Genomic DNA, 19,205 nt, shown 5'->3' with positions numbered 1-19,205 from the left:
TAGTGACACCCAAGAGCCACCAGTCTCCGCCGTGTAGCACCCGGTGATGGGACTCGAACTCGACGACGCCGCGGACCCGGCCGCCCGAGCGATGGAGTGGCTGGTACTCGGCGCGGCGTACTTCCTGCTCACCCTGTTTCTCATCGGCGTGTTCGACCTGTTCGTCTCGCTCTACCGACTGCTCGTCGCGGGGACGTTCACGGACCCGGCGGAGGTCGTGGCGCTTCTCGACAGCGTCCTTCTGCTTCTCATCATCGTTGAGGTCCACCGGACGCTCGTGGCGTATGCCCGCGGGCAGCCCGTCCTCCGGATCGTCGTCAGCGCGGCGATCATCGCCATCTCGCGGCGCGTGATCAGCTTCCGGCTGGAGGACTACGGCACCGGCCAAGACGCGCTTCTCGCGGCGGCAGCCATCGCGGTGCTCGTCCTCGCTCTCTCGATCGGTTACTTCCTGCTCGATCGGGTGAACGTTCCTGGCCGGGTCGAACTCTGATCCCCGGGACGGACACGAACAGTCGGATCGCAGTCGGCCGGCTCTCTGTCGGTCGGGTCGCGATCGTCGTCGGCGACCGCGCCGCCGGCCCGTCGGCTCCGCGCTGCGGTCCCGGTGGTTTCACGGTGGACGCGCCGCTGTAGATCGCATGGAGCTGTTTTGGCACCGACGGGATCTGCGGCTCGCCGACAACGTCGGACTCGCGGCCGCGGCCGACCGGTGTGGAGCCGGGGGAGACGCGAACGATGATGTGATCGAGACCGGCACGGACGGCGATGTCACCGAGACCGACGCGGTCGCGGGGATGTTCGTCTTCGACGACGACGTGCTCGCCCACGCGAGCGACGTCCGCGTGCGGCGGCTCCTAGACGGACTCGCGGCGTTGCGGGCAGACTACCGCGACCGCGGCAGCGACCTCCTCGTCGCTCACGGCGACCCGACCGCCGTCTTACCGGCGGTCGCCGACGCCCTCGACGCCGAGCGCGTCGTCTGGAACCGCGACTACTCCGGACTCGCGCGGAGGCGAGACACTGCGGTCCGCAGGTCCCTCGCCGACGCCGATATCGACCGCGAAGCGCACCACGACGCGGTGTTGCACACGCCGGACTCGATCCGGACCAACGCCGGCGACCCGTACTCCGTGTACACCTACTACTGGAAGAAGTGGACCGACCGCGAGGTCGACGACCCGGCGTCGACCCCGGGCGGGGCGGCTCTCACCGATCCGGAGCCGTTGCGGGCGGCCGTCGAGCGGGTCGAGGAGGAGGAGGCGGTAACGGACGGAGGCGTCGGGGCCGACCACGTCGCCGTCGGCGACCTGCCGTCTCTCACGGCCCTCGGTTTCTCTGCGCCCGACGCCGACATCGGTCCTGCCGGGACCGCGGCCGCGCGCGACCGTCTCGACGACTTCCTTGATGAGGCGGTGTTCGCCTACGACGCGGAGCGCGACTATCCCGCTCGGGAGGCGACCTCGCGGCTGTCGACGTTCCTCAAGTACGGCGAGATCGGAGTACGAGAGGTGTACGCGGCGACGGAGGCGGCGATGGGCAGGGCCGAAGAGCGGGTCAGAGACGGCGCGGGGGACGAGGGTGATGGAGACGGTACAGCGAGTGGGGGAGACGCCGACGGCGGCGAGGGTCCGGTCACCGCGGTCGAAGAGTACCAGCAGCAGCTCGCGTGGCGGGAGTTCTATACGCAGGTGCTCTTTCACAATCCCGAGGTGGTGACGACAAACTACAAGACGTACGAAGAGGGGATCGACTGGCGCGACGACCCCGAGGAGATTGCGGCGTGGAAGCGCGGCGAGACGGGGTATCCCATCGTCGACGCCGGGATGCGCCAACTGCGCGCGGAGGCGTTCATGCACAACCGCGTGCGGATGATCGTCGCCTCCTTCCTCACGAAGGACCTGCTCGCGGACTGGCGGCACGGTTACGACCACTTCCGCGAGCGGCTCGCCGACCACGACACCGCAAACGACAACGGCGGCTGGCAGTGGGCGGCCTCTACGGGCACTGATGCGCAGCCGTACTTCCGCATCTTCAATCCGATGACGCAGGGCGAGCGCTACGATCCCGACGCGGAGTATGTCAAAAAGTACGTGCCCGAGTTGCGGGGACTCGACGCCGACCTGATCCACGGGTGGCACGAGCTGTCGCCCACCCAGCGCGCGAACGCCGCGCCCGAGTACCCGAAGCCGATCATCGACCACTCCGAACGCCGAGAGAAGGCGCTGGCGATGTACAAGCGGGCGCGGGGCGAAGACCCGGAAGAATAATTGGACGGTGTTGGTGAACTCATCTCTTCGACTGTGACTACCTCCAAAGCCCCAGCCGCGACGGCTCTCGCGCCTTGCTGCGCGCCTCGCTCAGTCCTGTCGCTCCTTCGCTACGGTGCGTGCTGCGGCGTGCTTCGCCCTCGCGACTGCCCCTTTGAGTCCCGCCCCGCCCCGCACAGCACCGCACCTCACGCCTCCCCAACCTCGCGGCTCTCTTCGGTCGCCGCGTCCAGCGAGAATCAAAGATTCTCTGGCAGCCGGCGCGTAGCGTCGGCAACCTCGCGCGTGCGGTTCGCGGCCTAGCGGCCGCTCACCGGCACGCGCCGACCGCACCGCGGTTTCTATTTAAAACAGCGCCTCGCTCTCGTCGAGTAGGTGAGCCGGACCGCCGACCTCCCAGACGTCGGTGTCGATCCCGATCTCCGCGATCCGGCTTTCGACCTCGTCGACGTGATCGGCCAGCGTGTTCACGTACACCGAGGCTCCGGTGTCCGTCGAGAAGTAGACGGGAACGCCCTCCTCGCGAAGCTCGCGGACCGCGTTGAACACGGCGATCGTCTCGGGCTGCCAGTACACCCACCCCGCGGGACCGGTCATCGTGGTGGCCGTGAGAGAGAGCGAGTCGTGTTCGGCCGTCTTGAAGATCCGGTCGAACTCGCCCGCGCGGAGCGCGTCCGTCATCTCGACGAGCTGGTCTTGCACATGCGCGGTCCGGGCCTGCATCATGTGGCTCTCGGCCGCCTCGCGGTGCGCCTCCTCCGTCTCTTTGTACGCCGGAACGTGCGCGGCGACGATCCGGAGGTCTTCTTCGGGGTCGAAACCGTCCTCGCTCACGCCAACGTCGAGCCGGTGTGACCGGCAGTCGGCGTCGTTGAGTCCGGCGTCGAGCCGCGAGTACGCGCCCGTGACCGCGCGCGCCGCAGAGGAGGACCCCCGGCGCGCGACGGTGGAGACCTCCGGTAACGTGAGGTCGAGCCCGGCGGCTTCGACGAGCGCGAGCGCCGCAGCCGCGAAGCCCGACGACGAGGAGCCGAAGCCGATGTTCGACGGGAAGGAGTTCTCACTTTCCAGTCTGACCGCGGCGTCGACGCCGGCCAGCTCGCGGACGTGCTCGACGACCATGTCGATGCGTTCCGCGGCCCGTCCCGTCACTTCCTCGCCGCCGATGACGTAGACGTCCTCGCCCGCGTCGGGCTGCCACTCGACGGTCGTCGTGGTCGCGGTCGGCGCGGTACAGAGGCTGATGCTGTCGTGGTACGGAAGTCGAAGCTCGGCGTCGCGCATCCCGTGGTACTTGACGAGCCCCTGGATCGGGTGGGCTCGCGCGGTGGCCTTCTCTGTCATACCTCGGGAAGCGTCCGGCGGGGGATTAGTCGTTGCGATGGGCGAGAGGGTGAACGCTGCTGGTGTGACTCCCACACCGGTTCGCGCGGATCGGACGAGACTGGCGAAACTGGATCCGGACGCGGCCTGCTACTTCCCCCAGAAGGGGTCCCGTTTCCGCTTGGTTTCGAGGTACGCCGCCAGCGCCTCGCGCTCGTCGGCCGTGATCTCCTCTTTCAGCTCCTGTTCTAAGATCTTCGCGTGTTTCTCCGGGACCTCGGTCCAGAGCGTGTCGCCCTCCTCGATACCGCGGCCCACCGTGGGTCCGTCGATGGCGATGCTGACGCGCTCGCCGGCGCGTGCCTCGTCCACGTCGTCGCCCTGTTTTTGAATCCCCGAAAGCTGTCCGACGCGCTCGAACTCGTTACCCTCGAACAGCCCGACGTTGCGGTTGTTCTGGAGGGTGCCGGAAATGATCTCGACGCCGACGACCGCGGGGTCGTTCTGTCGGAAGGTGTGGTCCGGGAGGATACGGAATCGCGAGGGGCGAACGACCTTGTCGAGCACGGTTTCCTGTTGGGCGCGCTCGCGCTCTTCGACGTACGTCTCGTAGTCCTCGATGAGCTGGTAGATGACCTCGTCGGTGAACAGCTTCATGTCGGCGTTTTCGAGCTCCGTCTCCGCGTTCGCGAGCAGGTCGACGTTAAAGCCCAAGATCGCCTTATGCTCCTCCTGATTCGCCGTTTCGGCGACGGCGATGTCGCGCGGCGCGATGTCGCCGACCTCGGCGCGCAAGATCGGGACTTCCGCCTCGCGGAGGGCGTTCGCCATCGCCTCGAGCGATCCGAGGGTGTCCGCCTTGACGACGACGCCGTCTTCCGCGGTCTCGACTTCGATCTCGGCGAGTTCGGCTTTCACCTCCTCGACCACGTCTTCGAGCGGACGGTCGCGGACGACGCGGACTGGCGCGCCAGCCATCGCCTGATCGAGGTCGGGCGCGGCGATCTTCACGCCGGCCGCGGCCCCGACCTCCGCGACTTTCTCGAATTTCTTCTCCGTCCGGATCTCTTCGAGGGGACGCGGACGCAACAGCGCTCGGATCTCGGTGACGATCGGCTCGTTTTGCCCGCCGACGACGATCGTGTCGCCGTTGCGTATCACCCCGTCGTACACGACCGTGTCGATGGTAGCGCCGAACCCTCGCTCGTCTTTGACTTCCAGGACGGTCCCCTCGCCGGGCCCCTGCACGTCTATCGCCATCTCCTCTTTCATGAACCGCTGTGAAAGGCCCATGAGGACGGTGAGCAGATCCGGGACGCCCTCCCCTGTGAGCGCCGACAGCGGGACGACGCCGATGTTCTTCTGGAAGTCCTGCACGCGCCAGTAGAGATCGGCGGAGAAGCCGGCGTCTGAGAGCTGCCCGATGATCTCATAGAGGTTCTCGTTGAGCATCGACTCGGCACGCTCTGACTGCGCCTCCAAACTCCGTTGGATCGGCTCTCCGTCCTGCGGATTCCACCCCGGCGTCGTGTCGGCCTTGTTGGCGGCGACGACGAAGGGAGTCCCGGTGCGGCGGAGGATGTCTATCGCCTCCTCGGTCTGCGGCTGGAAGCCGTCGTTGACGTCGACGACGAGCACCGCGATGTCGGCGAGCGCGCCGCCGCGGGCGCGCAGCGTCGAGAAGGAGTGGTGGCCGGGTGTGTCGATGAAAAGCAGGCCCGGGAGGTCGAAGTCGGACGGGTCGATGAGTTCGCCCGCCATCCCCGAGATGGTGTCGAGCGGGATATCCGTCGCCCCGATGTGTTGGGTGATCGCGCCGGCTTCGCCCTCGCTGACGGCGGAGCCGCGGATCGTGTCGAGCAAGCTCGTCTTGCCGTGATCGACGTGGCCCAGCACGGCGACGATCGGCGTCCGAAGGGTGTCCGCGTTTGTGTGGTCGGTCATCAGTGATCGCCCCGAAAAGGTCGGTTACCAGTCGTTCCGCCCGGGCGTCAGTTAAGCCTTTCAAAACGCGTCCGTCGCTCGTCGGACGCCCCCGTGGCGTTTAAGACCGTCGGCCGGGACGTAGCGCACATGGTAGACATCCTCGCGGAGAACCTCTCCGGGAAGGCGGTGATGAGTTCGGACGGAACGGAACTCGGCGACCTGTACAACATCACGATGGACCTCAAGTCGGGCGAACTCAACGACCTGCTGGTGAGCCCGCACGAACAGCTCAGCACGGATCGCCTGAGCTTCGACGTCGACGAGATGGGGCGTCTCAGAGTACCGGTTGCGAACGTGCAGGCGGTGAAAGACTACATCGTCGTCGCCCGCTGATGGAAGTCCTCGACACCTCGGCGTTCATCCACGAGTACACCACCGACGACGACGTCGTCTCGGTGCCCGAAGTCCATGACGAGCTCACCGGCGAGGGCGCGCTCCGCTTCGACGCGATGGAGGGCTCCGGGATGACGATCCACGTCCCGGCACCGGAAGTGATGGACAACGTGCGCCGCGCGGCGAAGGGCTCCGGTGACGCCGCCGAACTCTCGGAGACCGACACACGACTGATCGCGACCGCGCTCGAACTGAGCGCGACGCTCGTCACCGACGACTACGCGATGCAGAACGTCGCGGAGCGGCTCGACATCTCGATCGAGGCGATCGCCCGCGACGGGATCACGGAGGAGCGCGAGTGGCGGTTCCAGTGTGTCGGCTGTAACCGCACGTTCGACGAGAACAGAGAGCGGTGTCCGATCTGCGGCAGCGACCTGACGCGAAAAAATCCGGCCTGATACTCCGCAGAGGAGAACCCGGCCCGAAGAGAAATCCACCCCGGAGAGAAACTCAGGCCGTCAGTCTGCTACTTCCGGGTCTGTCTCGATAGCGTCGGCGGTCACGGCCTCGCCGCGAGAGTGATCCGTCGTCTCGTCGGGACCGATCGTCTCATCCTCGGATTCGGCCGTCTCGGCTGTGGAGTCGGTCCCCGCACCACCGCCGTCGTCGCCGCCTGCGAGCGATCCGGTGAGCGTGTCCGCGTCGAGTCGCGGGATTCGGTCTCTGAGACGCTGCGAGACGGCGTGTACCTCCGCGAGTTCGGCCTCGGCGACCGCCGTGACGAGCGCGGCCGCCCGTTCGGCGCGGGCGCGCTGCCACGACTCTTCTCTCGATTGATACGTTCGGATGGCTCGCAGGAACTCGACCTGTGAGAATTCCGGCCAGTACGGCGCACAGAAGTAGACCGCGGCCTCGTTTCCGTTGGCGTGCCACGGCAGGAAGTTCGAGGTGCGCTCGTCCCCGCCGGTGCGCACGATGAGGTCCACGTCGCGGACCGGCCGGTCGTAGAGGCGGTCTTCGACGACCTGCGCGTCGACGTCTTCGGGGTCGAGATCGCCGTCGGCGACGTCTTTCGAGATGGCACGGGCGGCGTCGAGCAGTTCCGTCCGGCCGCCGTACGCGAGCGCCACGTTCAGCGTGAAGCGGTCGTTGCCCGCGGTGCGTCGCTCGGCGTACTCGACCGCCTCGCGCACGCGCTCGGGGAGCCGGGCCACGTCGCCGATCGCGCGGACGCGAACGCCTTGGTCGTGGACGCGGTCGGCGTCGGCGAACTCGCGCAGTTTGGCTTCGAGCAGATCGAAGAGCGGTTCCAGCTCCTCGTCCGGGCGCTCGAAGTTCTCGGTCGAAAAGGCGTACAGGGTCAGCTCCGCGACGCCCAGATCAGCACACCAGTCGAGCACCCGCTCTGTGGTGTCGGCCCCGGCTCGGTGACCGTCGGGCGCGTCAGCGCCGCGCTCGCGTGCGTACCGACGGTTTCCGTCTTGAATGATCGCGACGTGCGCCGGCACGTCTTCGATCTCGCGACGGAGGTGTCGCCGATACGCGCGCTTGACGACGCCGCGAAGCCGATCCAACATACGTCTCGACCGACACGACGGAACGGTATGTACTTTTTTGCTTTGCGGGGAGACGTACCGCTCGATGGACGCCGCCTACGTGTTCCGCGTCGCGTTTCGGATCGAGCCGTGCGACGCCGCGATCGATCCCGATCGGTTCGAGACGACGATGGAGTTCCCAGCACACGCACCGGGCGACGACGGCTGGCTGTTCTTCCGCGACCGGCTCTGGCGCGGCGAGGTCGGCGACGAGTCGTCGTTCCGAGAAGTCGCGGCCGACCGGCTCGGGATCGCAGACAGCGAGAGGATCGAAGTCGTCGCCGTTGAGTTCCGAGAGCTACGCGTCGACGAGGCGTATCGGGAGGCACTGCGAGCCGCGATCCTGGCCGACCTCAGCCGATTCAACGCCGCCGACGTCGACGAAGTCGTTCACAAGTACCTCGGATCGTCGATACACGTCCGTGATCCGTAGTCCGCAGTCGGAACCGGTCGCGCCGTTCTGTGATCTGCAGCCCGATCGGTCGCACAGCCGTTTGCGGCTCGGCGGGAATACGCGCGTATGCCGCCACTCCGTCTTCCGCTGGGACTCGACACCTTCGGACTCTCCCGCCGCGGCATTTTGTCTCGTTCAGGCAGTGCGTTCCGGTAGCCACTCACACGACCGCCAGTCGGGTTCGTAGTTCCGCCTCCGCTCGATCTGCGAGCGCGTCTATCGGCTCGTTGAGATGGGTGGCCCACTGGTCGAGGAATCCGGAGCGTCCGAGCATCCGAACGACCTCGTATATCGGGCGACGCTCCGCGAATCCCTCGGGGAGCCCGCCGGCGCGCTCGCGATATCCGCCGTGGAGAGCGGCTGCGTACCGCTCTGGACCGGTGCTGTCGAACCCGTTGAGCAGTTGGTCTTCTGCTCGCACGAGGTCGCGCGCCGGATCGCCCACATGAGCAAGCTCCCAATCGATCGCGGCGATCCCGTCGACGACGAACAGGTTCTGCATCGCGACGTCTCCGTGGAGTAACGCCGCCGGTGCGTCGGTCAAGCGGTCACGGTTCGACTCGACGCAGTCGATGACGGCCTCGTAGTGGCCGGCGAGCCGCTCCGTCGTCCCGATCCCGCGGGTGCGCTCGACCGTCGACCGGAGCACGTCGGGCCATGGAGCCGGCTCGATCGCGAGGGCGTGGCCCGCGGTGTCGGGTGGGAGCGTCGAGTCGTCGGGGCTCTCCGCTCCGCCGCCGCCGGCGGCTCCCACGATCTCGCCGTGACCGTCGAACCGCTCCGCGTGGAGAGCCGCGAGCATCCGTCCGACGCGGCGGAGGAGCGATTCGCGGACCGGATCTTCCCTCACGCACGAGGCCCGGACATCGGCGGGGGCGGCGTCGCCACCGGCGTTCCCGTCTCCGGCGTTCCCGTCTCCGGCGTTCCCGTCTCCGGCGTTCCCGTCTCCGGCGTTCCCGATCCCGACGTCGCCGTCCGCACCCGTTCGCCCCGATCGGCTCTCCGTGTCGTTCCACACGACCGAGAGTTCGCGGCCGGAAACGGGTTCAGTCACGAGGTACGGCGGCGATCCGTTCCGGTCGGCCGCGAGCACCGTCGGAACCCGAATCTGCCGCTCGGCCGAGACGTACCGCAACACCGCCTGTTCCCGGGCTATTCGGGTCCCGTTCCCATCGGTGGCCACCTTACAGAACGCTCGGCCACCGTCTCTGAACTCGACACCGAACGTCTCGTTTGCCCCGTTCCACGACGGACCGGCTTCGGACACCTCGGCGACGGTCCGGTCGGGGAAGGCGTCGCTGAGAGCGGCCGAGACGACCTCGTTCACGACCGGAGTCACTCGTCGGTCGACCGGTCGCGATCGATGAACTCGCGCGCGGCGGCACTGAGCCCCGACTTCGACGGCGACTGATCGTCGGCCGCCTCTGCCGTTCCTGCTGTCTCGGGTTCCGTCTCGTCGGCTCGCCCCGCTTCTCCTCCGTTCGAGACGTGAGCGCGGTCGCCGGTTCGAGTGTCGCAGGTTCGAGTGTCGTCGGTTCGAGTGTCGTCGGATCGTGCGTCATCCCCGGTGATGTCGGTCGGCTCGGCGTCCGGTGGATAGCTTCGCTCGGCGGGCGGAACGAACGCGGTCTCGACGGCCCGCACGATCTCGTTGACGCTCTCGTCGTCGAGCCGGTTCGCGTACGCCTCCCGGATCAGGTCGGGAACGGCGTACGCGTAGTGTCCCTGGCCGGCGTGGCGGATCAGACCCGCTCGGCGAATGGGTCGGTGTCGGCTGTAGGCGTGTTCGGTATCGCCGTCGCCGCCGGCGTCGATATGCGCCGCGACGGGGTCGCTTACGCCTTCCCGCCGGTAGTGTCGGAGCATCCCCCGAGAGATGTCCGTGAGATCGTCGATGCGGCCGCGAAGCTCCTCGATGACCGCCTCGCGCGTGCCGAGTTCGACGGCGTCGTCGAACCGGAGCGCGCTCTCGGCCACGTCGCCGCGGGTGACCGGATCGACGTCAGCGCGACTATTCCCCTCACCGCCGTCCGCGGACGAGGGAGACGAAGACGCCTCTGCCGACTGCGGATCCCCACTGACGTCCTCGGGAGTGGGAGACGCGTCGCCGTCAGTGGTATCGGGAACGTCTGGGGCGGTGGGAACGTCTGGGACGGTGGGGGCGTCTGGGGCGGTGGGGACGTCTGGGACGGTGGGGGCGTCTGGGGCGGTGGGAACGTCTGGGGCGGTGGGGGCGTCTTCCGCTTCCTGCTCGTCGCCGGTGGCGGAGTCCGATTCCGTGTCCGCCGCGTCGTAGCCGTCGAGATCGGTCTGCGAGCGGTCGGCGGCTGCCGCGGAGGCGACAGAGCGTCCGTCGCCGCCGCGGTACGGGGCTTGTGCCTTGCCGAGCAGCGCCTGCGCGAACTGGTCGGCCATGTTGCTCAGGTCGCGAGCCTCCTCCAACTCGCGTTCGAGTTCGTGGATCCGCTGGCGCTTCTTGTCGAGCTCCTGCCGGAGGTCCGCAAGCTCGGACTCGCGGCGCGCCTGCTCGTCCGAGATAGACTGGAGTTCGCCGACCAGATCGCTGGAGACGGACTTGAGTTCCGGGCGCTCGAAATCGTCGAGCCCCGGGGTCGCGCCGGCGTCGAACGTCTGCTTGCGGTGGAACTGGATCCGCCGGATCGACTCGTCCCAGTCGGTCATCAAGAAGGCCTCGCCGTCGCCCAGATCTTCCACGGCGCTCGCGTACTTCGAGCCCAAGATTCGGCCGACGACCTTCGTGTCGTTGTCCCAGGTGAGGCGGTGCCAGCAAAGCCAGTCACACTGGGTGATAAAGTCCTTTTTGACGTCGGCGGGACGCTGGCTGATCCCCACGATTCCGAGGCCGTGTTTCCGGCCGCGCTTACCGACTTTGATCAGCATCTTCCCCGTCTCGTCCATCCCGCCGCCCTCAGGGATGTACTCGTGGCACTCCTCGACGACGAGCAGGAACGGTTTTTTCAGCCGTTTCTCCTTCGCGAACAGCTGTTTGACGACCTCCAAGAGCAGTTCGTTCGCGGTGTCCTCTTCGAGATAGCCGGAGACATCTAAGATGATCGGGACGTTCTCCTCTAAGGCGAGGTTGGCGAGCTTTTCGGCGTGTTCCGGCGAGACGACGATGTCGCACTCGTCGTCCGCGCCGGCGTGGAGAATCTCGTACTCCTCTTTTAAGCCATAGTATTCGCCGTCCGTGTCGACGATCATGACGGGGAACCCGTTGTCGAGGAGATTCTCGATCACGACAGAGGCCGTGTTGCTCTTGCCGGAGCCGGACTTGCCGGTGATAAACGAGCGGCCGGTGAGCACGTCGACGACCGGAAGCGCTACCGGCGATCCCGGCTCGGTTGTCGCGTCGCCACCGATCCCCTCGCTGACGTCCGCGACGTGGATCGTCTCCTGCTCAGTCATATCCGTTACAGAGACCGCCCGCCAAATAAACCCCGCCGGCTGTAGTTCCGTTCTCAGATTGGGTCTCTGAGCCGCCCGCGGTCGGTCGCAACACTCGCCGCCAGCGTTCGCCGGCCGGCACTGGTCGACCGAAACACTCACGAACCACATCCACCGGCCGGCACCGACCGACTCAGCACGAACGGACAAACGACTAAGAGCGTCCTCGTCGAGGTTCGGGTATGCGACTCGACACACTCGGGATCGACGCCTCGGTATCGGTGTTGTTTCCGCCGGAATTCCTCGCGGAGCAACTGTCAGCCAGCCCGGTCGACATCGTGATCGTCGACGAACCTGAGGGCATCGCTGCCGACGCCGACAGCCCGCAGGAAGCGCTCACGGCGTGCGACGCGATCGTCACCTTCGAACACCGGGAAGCGTTCCTCGATCTCGACTGGATCCACTCGATTCAAGCGGGCATCGACCGGTTCCCCGAAGACACGCTCAAAGACGCCGGCGTCGCACTGACCAACAGCACCGGAATCCACGGCGACGCGATCGGCGAGACCGTCGCCGGCTACCTTCTCGCGTTCTCGCGACGGCTCCACACGCACATCGGAAATCAGGAGCGGCGCGAGTGGGGTCAGCCGGAGTGGGACGAGGCGTGGACGATAGCCGGTGAGAGCGCGTGCGTGGTCGGTCTCGGCAGTCTCGGCAGGGGTGTCGTCGACCGACTTTCTGCGCTCGGCCTCGCCGTCGACGGCGTCCGGCGGACACCGGTTCCAGAGCCGGGCGTCGACTGCGTCCACACGCCCGCCGAACTAGAGAGCGCCGTGTCCGACGCGCGGTTCGTCGTGTTGACCGTCCCGCTGACCGAAGAGACCGAGGGCATGATCGATCGAGGCGTGTTGGACGCGATGCGAGACGACGCCTATCTGATAAATGTGGCCCGCGGCGGCGTCGTCGACCAGTCCGCGCTCGTCGACGCGCTGGAACGGGACGCAATCGCCGGCGCGGCGCTGGACGTCTTCGAGGACGAGCCGCTTCCGGAGTCGTCGCCGCTGTGGGAGATGGACGAAGTCATCGTGACGCCCCACTGTGCGGCGTTCACGCATCGATACGGGGAGAATGTGGGCGCGATCGTCCGGGAGAACGTCCGACGGGCTCACGACGGCGAGACGCTGACGAACCGCGTTTTGTGAGGGCTGGATACAACCTCCGCTCGGCTCGGACTACAGCGCCGGCGGTCCGTGGCGACCGATCACGATCTCCTGCCCTTCGACGTCTTCGAGCGCGGCCACGCGTCCGCCGATCTCGACGCGACCCGCCTCGGTTTCGACGACGAGAGAGGCCACCTCTTCCGTGTCTTCGAACGCGAGGTCGACGACCCGACCGCTGACCGTTACGGACTCGCCCGTCTCGATGTCGCGCCCCTCGACGCTCGCGTAAAACTCGGCGGCCGCTGAATCGCCATCGTCCGCAGTCACTGAATCGCCATCGTCGGCGGCCGCATCGCTGAACTCGCGGATGTCTTTGACCGCCCGCCGAATCGAGGCGTACCGCCGCGGGAACGGACGCTCCATGCCGTCCGCAGCGAGCGTCTCGGCGGTCGTCCAGAGGACGGTACCGAAGAAGCCGGAGACGAGGAACCCGAGCGCGGAGCGGTTGAAGATGACCCCGTATCGCTCGCGGTCGTCACGGAGGGCGTCCTGTGTCGCGTATACGGAGTACTCACCGTCGGCGACGGCGAGGATCGGCGTGGTGATCCCGCGTCTCGCGCGGGCGATCGTTGCGACCTCAAGGTAGTCGAACTCGTCCGGATCGGGTGCTCTCGACGCCGGGGTGACGAGCAGTTCGACGCTGACCCCGTCGGCCACCTTGGCCGCAAGATCGTCGCGGAACCGGCGGAGGAGCCCGGGCGTGAGCGACACGGCTAGCTCAAATTCGGCGCTCTCGATCACCTCTTCGACGTATCGAAGGATCGTCGATCGAGACTTCACGAGCGATACCGCCTCGGTCTCGCGCGTCGGTGCGGTGTACCGCGCCTCGAGCTCGTCGACCATCTCCGTGAACGACGACCGCAGGTCGCCGAAGGCGTCTTCAGGATCGACGGCGACGATCTTCATCGGGCGTGACTCACGAAGTTCGACGAGCCCGCGGTCGGAGAGGCTCCTGACGGTATCGTACACTCGCGGCTGCGGAATGTCGGTCCTGTCCGCGATGTCACTGGCGGTCAGTTCCCCGTGTTCTAACACTGCGAGGTACGCGTCGATCTCGTACTCGCCGAGGTTGAATCGGTCTCCAACGTGATCGAGCGTGCCGCGGAGATCGTCTGTCATAGGCGCACGGACGTTCCCCTCTGGTATAGGTTTTTACTATGAGTCGAGTTGCACGCGTTTTCAGAGCGCGATTCTTCACACCTCAAAGTGCGTGATCGAGCGGAGAGCGGTGGGTGCGACGTGCCCGAAATTCGACGGTCGAGATGTCACTCGTTTCCCGAGCGGAGCGTTCGTTTTCCGGAGGGCATTTGCGTCTTGGAGTGACACCTCGCATCCAGACTGACATCTTATTATCAAGCCGGTACGTCACTCACGAAAACGCCGTCCGGCGTATCACGAGGCAGAAACGCTTTTTCCGATGGCCGACGGCGGGTTTGCCATGGCACGCCCCGACCCGGTCGGTCTCGTCGCGAACGTCGGTTCGCTTCCGCTCGCGGACTGGGCCGCGGGGCTGCCGTCAATCCCGAGAGCAGCGCTGACGTCGATCCCGGGATCAGGGCTGGTAATCGTTCTCGTATCTGTCGCGATCGGCGTACTCGCATCGAAGTTCCTCGTTCGACTCATTGGACGACCCGTCGCGCGCCGCGTGTCTCGGCAGAGCGTCGCACAGACCATCGTTCGGGGCGTCAGGGTTGGGACGGTACTGCTTGCGACGCTTATCGGATTGGGGACTGCCGGGTTTCAGTTCGCCGACCTGCTCCTCGGAACCGCGGTCTTCTCCGCCGTGATCGGGATCATCCTCGCGCCAATCGTCGGAAACTTCATCAACGGGATCTTCGTCCTTGCGGACCAGCCGTTCGAGATCGGCGACATGATCCAACTGGAAAACGGGACTACCGGATTCGTCGAGGACATCACCATCCGATACACGAAAATATTCACCCTCGATAACACGTTCATCGTCGTCCCGAACGGGACAATGCGCGAACGTGACGTGACGAACTACTCGGCCGAGGACGAACGGACACGCCGGACGATCGACGTGCTCGTCACCTACGAGAGCGACATCGCCGAAGCGCGTCGGCTCATCGAACTGGGCGCGCGCGACTGCGACGCGGTGATCGACGGCGGGCCGGACATTCGAGTCGGCGTCGCTCGATACACTGCCAGTCCCGACTGCCGTCTGCACGAATTCGGCGACGACGGCGTGCTGCTTCGACTTCGCTACTGGGTGAAAAAGCCGTACAAGCTCGCGAAAGTGCAATCGGATGTGAACACGCTGATCCGCGAGCGACTCGCGGACGCCGATGTGGAGATGGCGTACCCACACCGCCATCTGATCTTCGACGACACGTCCGGCGTGGCCCGCGTCGGCGGTCCGCCTGAATCGGTCAGCGGCGACGCGTCCGTCGAGTCCGAGACGGCGGTTGATACTGCCGACGGAGGCACCGCTGACAGATCTGCGACGACCGACGATGGTCGGAGCGACCGCGATCGAGGCGACCGCGATCGAGGTGACCGCGATCGGAACGACAGCACGACTGGCGACGGCAGTTGACTCCGAGAACAGGAGCACCCGACCCGACATCACTCGGGGAGAATTCGAGTGTGACTGGCTCTACATTGCCCGGGGGATTCGGTGTCACCGGATCGACGCCACCTGGAGAGATTCGCGTGTCACTGTCGCGTCGAGGCCACACTGCCCGCCGGTAGCTCGACACCATGAGGCGCGTGGATCGGAAGGGTGATGGACCGAGATACCCGAGTGCGTATCAGTGAGCGACGAGCCCTCCACGGAGTCGTCAGACTCGCATCCATCCGAGACGCCTCCCGGTACAGAGAGCGCGGACAGCGATACGATGACAGCCGGTGACGAATCGGTACGAACCGATGACGAGTCGGCACGAACCGATGACGAGACGGCACAAACCGGTGACGAGTCGGCACAAACCGGTGACGAGTCGGCACGAACCGATGACGAGACGGCACAAACCGGTGACGAGTCGGCACGTAGCGACACGGCAGATGACGGGACGAGAGACCAGCGAATTCCGACGGAGTCGATCACGGAAGGGGGTCTCGTCGGGCCGCTGTTCCACCTCGCATGGCCGATCGTGATGATCCAGCTGTTACAGGTGATGTACAACGTCGCCGACACCCTGTACTTGGGCCGGTTATCGGCCGACGCGGTTGGTGCCGTCAGTCTCGCATTCCCGCTGATATTCTTGCTTATCGCAGTCGCCGGCGGATTCACGACCGCGGGAGCGATTCTTGTTGCGCAGTATACCGGTGCAGACGGTGACCGGTCCGCAGGACTCGTCGCCGGACAGACGATCGTTACCGTGGCAGTTCTGTCGGTGTTCATCGGGATCGGCGGGTTCCTCTACACCCGCCCAGCACTGGAGATCCTTCCGAGCGATCCCGAAACCGCGGCAGCGGTCATTCCACTCGCGGCAGACTACATGGAAGTCATCTTCGCGGGAATCCCACTGATGTTCGGGTTCTTCGTCTTCTCTGCACTGATGCGCGGCTACGGTGACGCCCGGACACCGATGGCCGTGATGGTCCTCTCCGTCTTCCTGAACGTGCTTCTCGATCCGTTTTTGATATTCGGATTCGCCGGTAATCCCCTGTTTCAGTGGCTCGCCGACGTCCCGGTCGTGTCAGTTCTCGATCCGATGGTGGTGCAATCGTCGGGGCTCGCCGCGACCGGATTCACCGGGTACGGTATCGAGGGTGCCGCGATAGCGACGATCTTCTCCCGTGGCGTCGCCACCGCAATCGGCATTTGGCTGCTGTTCGCGACCGACGTTGGACCGGCGGTCGATCTCACACACCTTCGGCCAAATCTAAGCTTCATCGGAGACATCTTCCGTCTCGGCCTCCCTTCGAGCGTCGAACAGACGACGAGCGCGCTGGCGATGATCACTCTCACTGCGATGATCGTGACGTTCTCGCCGCCGGTGGTCGCCGCATACGGGCTCGGAAACCGGCTCATCTCCCTCGTGTTCCTTCCCGCGATGGGACTGGGGCGGGCGATCGATACGATGGTCGGCCAGAACCTCGGTGCCGGGCGAGCCGACCGGGCAGGACGGGCCGTCACGCTCGCTGCCGGAACCGGGGCGGGCGTAATGTTTCTCGTCGCGGTCGTCGCGGTCGTGTTCACCGAACCGATCGTCGGCGCGTTCCTCGGCGAGGTTCCCGACGCGGCGGCGACGATCGCGTACGCCGTCGAATACGTTCGAATTCGATCGGTCGAGTTCGCGTTTATCGGTGTCTCACAGGTCATTCTCGGTGCGTTTCGCGGTGCCGGAAACACTAAGATCGCGATGGTCATCTCGATTCTCACGCTCTGGGTCGGTCGAGTCGCGAGTGTCGCCTATCTCGTCTTCGTCGCTGGATGGGGCGAAACCGGTGTCTGGGTCGGTATGGCGATCGGAAATGTTCTCGGTGCTGTTGTCGGTGTCGCGTGGTTCGCGCGTGGGACGTGGACCGAACGGTATATTGATGAACCCACCCGCGACGCTCCGTTCGGCGACGGCTGAGCGGGACAGGATGCGGGAGCGGGACAGGGTACGAGAGCGAGACAGGATGCGGGAGCGAGACAGAGTGCAAAAGCGGGACAGGGTCCAAGGACGAGACAGAGTGCGAGATTAGTGTCGAAAGAGGTGGATAGCGTCGTCATCACGGAGCAGACAAAACCGCGCTCCGTCGTTCTCGGGAAATCTCGTCTCGGCCTCGCTCGTGGAAAACAAACGGTTGAATGGCGCGTCACACACTGGGCAAGGTATCTGGTTTCGGTTTTCCCACAGACTCGTTGAGCCAGTGTCCTTCAGTTGTTTGAGCGCGTGGCGGTGATCGTGAACGTCGAACTGTGTCATAGATCAGTGTCCGTTCGGCAGACACTCAATATATCGCTACAGGTATCAATATTGAATTCTGTGTGTTGGATTCTATGTCGCTCAGTTAGACACTTTTGTGAGTTCATCGCGTGCCCGAGTGAGGGCCGCGTGCTCGCCGTCTCTGGCGAATTCACCGATGGCGTCTGCCGCTTCGACGAGGGCATCGGCCTCTGCCGGAGACACGTCGCCTCCGAGTGCTTCGACGAGCTTTGTACGGTCCCGGAGCTGCTCGATCGCGTTCCTGGCGAGTTCCGGTCGGGGCGCGTCGGTACCGCTGTCACCCTCCGTGACCTGTTTGAGTTCGTCGTTTTCCGTCTCGCTACTGGCATGTGGGCTGTCGCTGGACATCTCGTCGGCCTCCCGTTCGTCGAGAAACACCATGAGATCGCCCCGATACGCCTCAACTGAGTGTACCGCCGCCATCCCACGCGCTTCGCGGACGGACTCGGGCACGTCGGCTGCCGGCGGACGAACACCGTCTGTTACACCGCCTAAGAGACGGAGAAAATATTCATGCTCGATGTCAGTTGGATCGCGCAACCGATCGTAAACGTCCACTGCTTCAAGCAGTTCGCGCGCGGCGAGATATACGGGATCAAGCGGGAGCAACTCGCCGGCTCGAATGAATCCCCGCTTGCGCGTGTACTCGCGGAGGTCGTTTTTTAGTTTCTCCACCCTATCGTCTGGTAGCGTCTCCCGTGCCTCACCGAAGCGAGAACGGTGGTCACTCAAGTCGAGCTCGACGGGCGTGTCGGTGTGTGCCGTTCGTTCGTCCAAGCCGACGCTGCGTACGCTCCCGCACGCGGGACACTCGATCGATCCCGTCTCGTAGTACGACCAGGATGTACCGCACTCGCGACACTCTCGTTCACCTCGGACTTTCATACGTCGACATCGCTCTCAATGGAGTAAACGCCTGTGTGTTGGTGCAGTACGGTCGCGTGTACGGTCATCTCGTCGTGAACTACCTCAAATATTCGCTCAGAATAATCCTCGGTTGAGCTGTCTCGGTTGAGCTGTCTCGGTTGAGCTGTCTCGGTTGCGTGATTTTCTCAGTTGGGCGATCTTCTCAGTTGGGCGATCTTCTCATTGACCGAGATCTCCTCATTGAGGATCGCTGATTCCTGTTCAGTGTCAGTGATCTCCGCCGTATCGGTACTATCGTCAGATCGTCGTGGGTTGAGTGGAGTGACACACCGTGTTTCCGGTGAAATCGGTGGGTGTTGGGGGAGGGTGTGGGTCGGATATTGGGGCCGGCTGTGGATCTACTCCGTTTATCTCACACTGAACTGTGATCGTTTTATTCCGCGATCAAATCTATTATATACTGTTTTCACGTAAAGTCCATTAGCTCACGCGACGTGACTAGTCGTGAGTAGCGACGTGAGTTTTCACCGGAAACGATGTCACCCTACCGATCTTGTATTGTGTTGACATCGATCGTCTACGTTGACTCCACACTTGATATCCGATAACGAGGTAGTGAACGGAACACAGGTGTGATCCGGTCTGAATCCGTATCGAATGTCCGAATCCGTATCCAACGGCTTTGAAATGACACCTCGTTTCCGATGAATTCGGCTCTGCGTCCGATGAATTCGGCTCTGCATCCGATAAAACACGTCTCCTCCTGTCACTCTCTTCTCTCCTCCTGTCACTCTCTTCTCTCCTCCTGTCACTCTCTTCTCTCCTCCTGTCACTCTCTTCTCTCCTCCTGT

The 19,205-nt window shown here is 64.9% G+C and carries 17 protein-coding genes; 8 read left to right on the top strand and 9 right to left on the bottom strand.

Annotated features, from left to right (window positions below):
* Positions 1 to 46 precede the first annotated feature (46 nt).
* Positions 47 to 493, top strand: a complete 447-nt coding sequence (locus EP28_RS04565) for a phosphate-starvation-inducible PsiE family protein (protein ID WP_049982843.1) — start codon at positions 47 to 49, stop codon at positions 491 to 493.
* Positions 494 to 641: 148 nt separating this feature from the next.
* Positions 642 to 2,270, top strand: coding sequence for a cryptochrome/photolyase family protein (locus tag EP28_RS04560; protein ID WP_049982842.1), 1,629 nt, complete (start codon positions 642 to 644; stop codon positions 2,268 to 2,270).
* A gap of 345 nt (positions 2,271 to 2,615) precedes the next feature.
* Here EP28_RS04560 and mvaD read toward each other — a convergent pair whose 3' ends face one another.
* Positions 2,616 to 3,614: a phosphomevalonate decarboxylase MvaD gene (gene mvaD / locus EP28_RS04555; RefSeq protein WP_049982841.1), complete on the bottom strand. Its 999-nt coding sequence runs from the start codon at positions 3,612 to 3,614 to the stop codon at positions 2,616 to 2,618.
* A gap of 129 nt (positions 3,615 to 3,743) precedes the next feature.
* On the bottom strand, positions 3,744 to 5,537 hold the full coding sequence (gene infB / locus EP28_RS04550) for a translation initiation factor IF-2 (protein WP_049982840.1): 1,794 nt from the start codon (positions 5,535 to 5,537) through the stop codon (positions 3,744 to 3,746).
* A 129-nt stretch (positions 5,538 to 5,666) separates the two neighbouring features.
* Here infB and EP28_RS04545 point away from each other — a divergent pair, with 129 nt between their 5' ends.
* Positions 5,667 to 5,912, top strand: coding sequence for a PRC-barrel domain-containing protein (locus EP28_RS04545; RefSeq protein WP_049982839.1), 246 nt, complete (start codon positions 5,667 to 5,669; stop codon positions 5,910 to 5,912).
* Positions 5,912 to 6,370: an NOB1 family endonuclease gene (locus EP28_RS04540; RefSeq protein ID WP_049982838.1), complete on the top strand. Its 459-nt coding sequence runs from the start codon at positions 5,912 to 5,914 to the stop codon at positions 6,368 to 6,370. Before EP28_RS04545 ends, EP28_RS04540 begins: the two co-directional genes overlap by 1 nt.
* A 60-nt stretch (positions 6,371 to 6,430) precedes the next feature.
* On the opposite strand, the gene uppS is transcribed toward EP28_RS04540, so the two are convergent.
* Positions 6,431 to 7,489, bottom strand: coding sequence for a polyprenyl diphosphate synthase (gene uppS / locus EP28_RS04535; protein WP_080506062.1), 1,059 nt, complete (start codon positions 7,487 to 7,489; stop codon positions 6,431 to 6,433).
* Positions 7,490 to 7,553: 64 nt separating this feature from the next.
* Between uppS and lwrS the strand changes: the two genes are divergently transcribed.
* Positions 7,554 to 7,940 (top strand): LWR-salt protein, encoded by a 387-nt coding sequence (gene lwrS, locus EP28_RS04530; protein WP_049982837.1) that lies wholly within the window; start codon positions 7,554 to 7,556, stop codon positions 7,938 to 7,940.
* A gap of 181 nt (positions 7,941 to 8,121) precedes the next feature.
* Here the strand turns inward: lwrS and EP28_RS04525 are convergent, their stop codons facing one another.
* Positions 8,122 to 9,288: a phosphotransferase family protein gene (locus tag EP28_RS04525; protein WP_049983596.1), complete on the bottom strand. Its 1,167-nt coding sequence runs from the start codon at positions 9,286 to 9,288 to the stop codon at positions 8,122 to 8,124.
* 8 nt (positions 9,289 to 9,296) lie between these two features.
* The gene (locus EP28_RS04520; RefSeq protein WP_049982836.1) at positions 9,297 to 11,387 is read right to left on the bottom strand and encodes a helicase HerA domain-containing protein; all 2,091 of its coding nucleotides are present in this window, start codon (positions 11,385 to 11,387) and stop codon (positions 9,297 to 9,299) included.
* Positions 11,388 to 11,608: 221 nt separating this feature from the next.
* On the opposite strand from EP28_RS04520, the gene ddh reads away from it, so the two are divergent.
* The gene (gene ddh, locus EP28_RS04515) at positions 11,609 to 12,568 is read left to right on the top strand and encodes a D-2-hydroxyacid dehydrogenase (RefSeq protein WP_049982835.1); all 960 of its coding nucleotides are present in this window, start codon (positions 11,609 to 11,611) and stop codon (positions 12,566 to 12,568) included.
* Between the two features lie 30 nt (positions 12,569 to 12,598).
* On the opposite strand, the gene trmB is transcribed toward ddh, so the two are convergent.
* Positions 12,599 to 13,705 (bottom strand): HTH-type sugar sensing transcriptional regulator TrmB, encoded by a 1,107-nt coding sequence (gene trmB / locus EP28_RS04510; protein ID WP_049982834.1) that lies wholly within the window; start codon positions 13,703 to 13,705, stop codon positions 12,599 to 12,601.
* A 298-nt stretch (positions 13,706 to 14,003) separates the two neighbouring features.
* On the opposite strand from trmB, the gene EP28_RS04505 reads away from it, so the two are divergent.
* Together EP28_RS04505 and EP28_RS04500 are read left to right on the top strand one after the other, a co-directional pair.
* Positions 14,004 to 15,143, top strand: coding sequence for a mechanosensitive ion channel family protein (locus EP28_RS04505; protein WP_080506061.1), 1,140 nt, complete (start codon positions 14,004 to 14,006; stop codon positions 15,141 to 15,143).
* Between the two features lie 301 nt (positions 15,144 to 15,444).
* On the top strand, positions 15,445 to 17,130 hold the full coding sequence (locus EP28_RS04500; RefSeq protein WP_080506093.1) for an MATE family efflux transporter: 1,686 nt from the start codon (positions 15,445 to 15,447) through the stop codon (positions 17,128 to 17,130).
* Positions 17,131 to 17,238: 108 nt separating this feature from the next.
* On the opposite strand, the gene EP28_RS14710 is transcribed toward EP28_RS04500, so the two are convergent.
* The 3 genes from EP28_RS14710 to EP28_RS14525 all read right to left on the bottom strand — a co-directional run.
* On the bottom strand, positions 17,239 to 17,466 hold the full coding sequence (locus EP28_RS14710) for a DUF7385 family protein (RefSeq protein ID WP_049982832.1): 228 nt from the start codon (positions 17,464 to 17,466) through the stop codon (positions 17,239 to 17,241).
* 81 nt (positions 17,467 to 17,547) lie between these two features.
* On the bottom strand, positions 17,548 to 18,372 hold the full coding sequence (locus EP28_RS04490; protein ID WP_049982831.1) for a DUF7117 family protein: 825 nt from the start codon (positions 18,370 to 18,372) through the stop codon (positions 17,548 to 17,550).
* A gap of 480 nt (positions 18,373 to 18,852) precedes the next feature.
* Positions 18,853 to 19,205: hypothetical protein (locus tag EP28_RS14525; RefSeq protein WP_230455259.1), on the bottom strand; the 353-nt coding region annotated here is incomplete at its 5' end.

It is taken from the genome of Halorubrum sp. BV1 (genome assembly GCF_000746205.1).
Classification (GTDB): domain Archaea; phylum Halobacteriota; class Halobacteria; order Halobacteriales; family Haloferacaceae; genus Halorubrum.
This window is presented reverse-complemented; position numbering and strand designations above follow the sequence as displayed.